This window comes from Bradyrhizobium sp. NBAIM18 (assembly GCF_020193825.1).
Taxonomy (GTDB): Bacteria; Pseudomonadota; Alphaproteobacteria; order Rhizobiales; family Xanthobacteraceae; genus Bradyrhizobium; species Bradyrhizobium yuanmingense.
On record NZ_JADYVO010000054.1, the window covers coordinates 1 to 3,876 of the forward strand.

A 3,876-nucleotide genomic window follows, 5' to 3' on the forward strand; every position below is an offset into this window, starting at 1 on the left:
ATCGGACCCTCGGCCTCGATCCTGACGCCCAAGTGCAGAATGCCATCCGTCTCGTGTTCGACACCTTTGAGCGGACCGAAAGTGCCGTGCAGACCGTCCGCTTCTTCCGAGAGCAAGCTCTGTTGTTTTCACGTCGATTGCGCGCAGGTCCAAACAAGGGAGACCTCCTATGGGCGCCGCCGAATCATGCGCGCATCCTGCAGGTGCTCCACAATCCACGCTACGCCGGCGCCTTCGTCTATGGTCGCACGCGCACACGGTACAGGCCCTGTCAGGATTAGGTGCAATATGAAGCAATCTTCTTCGCGCGGCTTGCGCGGCCGCGCCAGCAAAGACGGCGGTGCCGCAATGCGCGGCCATCTCCGCACAGGCGCGATTGATCTGCGGATCGTAGAGGCACGCCTTGATGACCGCGACCTTGGTGTTCGATGCACCACGTGCCGGCCATCTGCATAGCGGCATCTTTGCTGCCGAGATCGGCGATCGCGTCGCTGAACCAGGGCCGAGCCGAAGGGAATTCGCAAGGGCGGAAGGCTGCAGTGAAGCCGCTCAGATTACGCAGGCAAGTGTGGACATACCGCCGGACGCTGCGCAGGCCTATAAGAGCGAGGATTGCGCAAAATAAGCGCCTCAGTTCGCGCGGGACGGATAGCTCGCAATCTTGCGAGTGAGCTGCCAAAGCTCGACCCTGTTGGTCTCGGCTAATTGCTGTGCTCGCTGTTTAGCCGCTTCCTCATCAGCGCAAATCAGCCTTACGCAGTGCACTATATGGCCGTCGGGCTCGAACAAGTAGACCATGAACTCCTCGATCGAAGGGCTTCCAGTCACGCGCGGGCCGTGACTTTGAAGGTTGTTGCTTGGTCCGATGGCGCTGCGTGCATGTCTTTGGTGGAGGTCGTCATCGCTCATGCTTATTTGATCGCGACACCGGCCGGCGTATTGCCCAGTTGCAAAGTTCCTGCATGGGCATCTCTCGGATCTTATTCCCCGCCGGTTGCGTTCGACGATAGCTAGAATCAATTCTTCGGTGGCGATCAGTGCCAGCTCCATTTTTTCCTCAACAATGGTCGACGTATCTTGACCGATACTGTCGAGGTGGTTCAGGGCCATCGCTTTGAAACTATGGGCTAGCCGCTCCTCGGTATCGTCGCGTGCATAGGCTATAATAGTATCCAGGTGGGCGACGGTTTCAGCCCGTTGCTCGGTCGATTTTGGTCCGTCAAGCAACGTTATCGCTCGAATAAAGGACTCCTCAATAGGGATCATATCAGGTTTCCTTTGACTGTGATTGGAAGCAGTGATTCCAGCTCGCACCGTTGGTGCAGATTCAGCGGATTGAAAGGCGGGGAACTTCAAGCGGCTTGCCCCTTCTCTTTAAGAAGTACCAGGCAGAGGGTATCTGTAGATTTCTTCGAATTTTCCGTCGACGACGTGCCCCACAGCCCATTCCGTGAACAACACCGCGTCATCTAAAGCCACCTTTTCGGCTTTGCCCGTATCGATGTTGAAGTATTCACGGTGATGCCGATCTTGTTCTCCTTTTGAGTAGCGTATGGGGCGGAGTGCTTGCCATCTACGACGACCGTCCATTCGTCATTGTGGAGTGTGATGATGTGTTGAATACGCGCCATAAGGTCCTTCTCCCCAGGTTCCGGAAGCGCGTGTCCACGCCGGGAGGGATTTGCAACCTGACGCGGTCGCCTCATCTACCGGATTGGGTAAGGGGCCGAGCTGGCCCCTTGCAGTACACATTTCTGTAGCAGGCTGAGCGCTAGATGATGGACCTGAAGCGCGCCCGAGATCTGGTACCCCGCGCGCGTGAACATTCGCGTAGAACCGTCGACCGGCAGCGAAGTTGAGCTTTTGGTCGACAGTTGCGATCGCGAGCGCGCGCATCCAGTGGACAGTCGCCGGCAGCGCGAAGCGCGCGTCTGGCACGTCGCGCGGCGCTTCGATCAGGGTGCCGTAGCTCTGCATTCGCGAGTAGAGGGATGCGGTTTTCGGATCAGCGGCCATGACGCGTTCGTCTCAAGTATTCCTTAGTCGGCCCCAGTTTCTGCGCAAACAGGAGCACGCGCCTATCAATGATTTTCGAATCTGCTCCTGCATTGTTTCAAATACTCTGTCGAATTATATCCTCGGAGAGACCCGCGAGGCACCTACCAGGTTCGGTTGGTTACGCAGACTAGCCGTGGCTAGTCGAGGACGCCGATCCAGGTCAGCACGAGTTAGGTATCACTTCGCAGCAGTCGTCTGAGGAAGCTCAGTGAGCGTCAACGAATCGCGCCTCGTTCGGCGCTCGAGGTATCCGACGGCTCTTATGCGATTGCCCAATTTCGACAAATGCTCCGCTTCCATGGCATTAAAGGAAGGGGCGTCCATCGTGAACGTAACTTCCGTTCCGCGCACCGATTGATAAACGACGGTATATCGCTTGTCGTTTGTCTGGATGATGCGGCCGTGATCGGTGACGGGACGAGCCTCGATCAGTGAAGTGGACCTGTGCTGAGGACCACTGGGTCCGGTTTTTTAAGTGGAGCTGCTGCCGTTCGTTCTTGCCAATAGGTTTACGCTACTCTTACTTGCTGCTGTGGCTGTGGGGATGTGGGCAACGTGCAGCGTTGTCCAAGCTTCTCGCTTGCGAGAAGCTTCATATTCACAGCCTCTTCGCCGAATGCGCCGGTGACACCGGCCCGCCAGACCGCCATCGGCGCGCGGTTTGCCAGCGCCTGATGGGGGCGCTGGAAATTGTACAACAAGGCTCAAGAACGCCCACAGGATCGTTCTTCGCGAGGTTCTTTATCGCCATCATCCCTGGTTTGGTCGCCGAGTTTGCGTTCTGGCGCATCCAGAGCCTCTCACGACCAGAATCGGGGAGAGACTCATGTCACGGCAGACGGCAGTGCCAGGGAGCGTATACCGACACAATCGACGACCGCGGCCGCAGCAGCAGATGGATCTGTTCGGGAGTGGCCTGTCGAACGGCGCCATCGGCGCGCCCACATGGCTAGATCTGCCCGCAGAAGAGCGGGCAGCGCTCACGAGCCTGATGACGCAGTTGGTCCTCGACCATGCAGCGATGACAGCGACGCCGCCCGCGAAGGAGGTCGATCATGATCTCTGACAAGGTCAGGCCTCATCATCTGGAGCGCAAGCCGATTCTTTACGTGCGTCAGTCTTCGGCCCATCAGGTGTTGCACAATCGCGAGAGCAGCGCGCTCCAATACGCCATGCGAGACCGGCTGACGGCACTCGGGTGGTCAGAGATCGAAGTGATCGATGATGATCTCGTGGCGGAAGCGCGTTTGCCTGCCGGCAAGACGCTCGCCACGTTCGACTTCGAAAGCGTGACGATGCTGTCAAAGGCACAGGTGATGGCGCTCGCCGCCGGCGACGCCTGGTTGAAGACCGGCGCCAACCTGCTGCTGTTCGGTCCACCCGGCGGAGGCAAGACTCATCTCGGCGCCGCGATCGGCCTGGCTCTCGTCGAGGATGGGTGGCGCGTTCTCTTCGCACGCACCACCGATCTGGTGCAGCGGCTGCAGGTAGCGCGGCGCGAACTGGCGCTGGAGTCGGCGATCGCCAAACTTGACCGCTACGACCTCCTGATCCTCGACGACATCACATATGTGAGCAAGGATCAGGCGGAGACCAGTGTGCTGTTCGAGCTAATCGCCTCCCGCTACGAGCGACGCTCGCTGCTGATCACGGCCAATCAGCCATTCGGCGAATGGGGGCGCATCTTCCCGGAGCCGATGACTTCATGATGCCTCCTTCCTCGAACGCTTGGTGCGTCGTACTCGATTACGAAGCTGACGGATTTGGTCGTCTGAGAGCTCGATCTGCCATGGCTGGCCTTTGGCTAACTGACGACCT

At 58.5% G+C, this 3,876-nt stretch carries 5 protein-coding genes; 4 read left to right on the top strand and 1 reads right to left on the bottom strand.

Going from position 1 to position 3,876, the window contains the following annotated elements; translation table 11 throughout:
* Both I6F17_RS37310 and I6F17_RS37315 read left to right on the top strand, forming a co-directional pair.
* A partial coding sequence (locus I6F17_RS37310) for a recombinase family protein (protein ID WP_225132271.1) occupies positions 1-281 on the top strand: 281 nt, incomplete at its 5' end.
* 122 nt (positions 282-403) lie between these two features.
* Positions 404-625, top strand: a complete 222-nt coding sequence (locus I6F17_RS37315) for a hypothetical protein (protein ID WP_225132272.1) — start codon at positions 404-406, stop codon at positions 623-625.
* 5 nt (positions 626-630) lie between these two features.
* Here the strand turns inward: I6F17_RS37315 and I6F17_RS37320 are convergent, their stop codons facing one another.
* Entirely contained in the window at positions 631-1,266 is a 636-nt protein-coding gene (locus I6F17_RS37320; RefSeq protein ID WP_109141611.1) for a hypothetical protein, read from the bottom strand.
* Positions 1,267-2,953: 1,687 nt separating this feature from the next.
* On the opposite strand from I6F17_RS37320, the gene I6F17_RS37325 reads away from it, so the two are divergent.
* Together I6F17_RS37325 and I6F17_RS37330 are read left to right on the top strand one after the other, a co-directional pair.
* The gene (locus tag I6F17_RS37325; RefSeq protein ID WP_204524487.1) at positions 2,954-3,124 is read left to right on the top strand and encodes a hypothetical protein; all 171 of its coding nucleotides are present in this window, start codon (positions 2,954-2,956) and stop codon (positions 3,122-3,124) included.
* Positions 3,114-3,767, top strand: a complete 654-nt coding sequence (locus tag I6F17_RS37330) for an ATP-binding protein (protein ID WP_276573296.1) — start codon at positions 3,114-3,116, stop codon at positions 3,765-3,767. Before I6F17_RS37325 ends, I6F17_RS37330 begins: the two co-directional genes overlap by 11 nt.
* Positions 3,768-3,876 lie beyond the last annotated feature (109 nt).

Bases quoted from the DNA above. Each gene is read 5' to 3' on its own strand.
- I6F17_RS37320 (WP_109141611.1), bottom strand. From the start codon at position 1,266: ATGATCCCTATTGAGGAGTCCTTTATTCGAGCGATAACGTTGCTTGAC.
- I6F17_RS37325 (WP_204524487.1), top strand. From the start codon at position 2,954: ATGGATCTGTTCGGGAGTGGCCTGTCGAACGGCGCCATCGGCGCGCCC.
- I6F17_RS37330 (WP_276573296.1), top strand. From the start codon at position 3,114: ATGATCTCTGACAAGGTCAGGCCTCATCATCTGGAGCGCAAGCCGATT.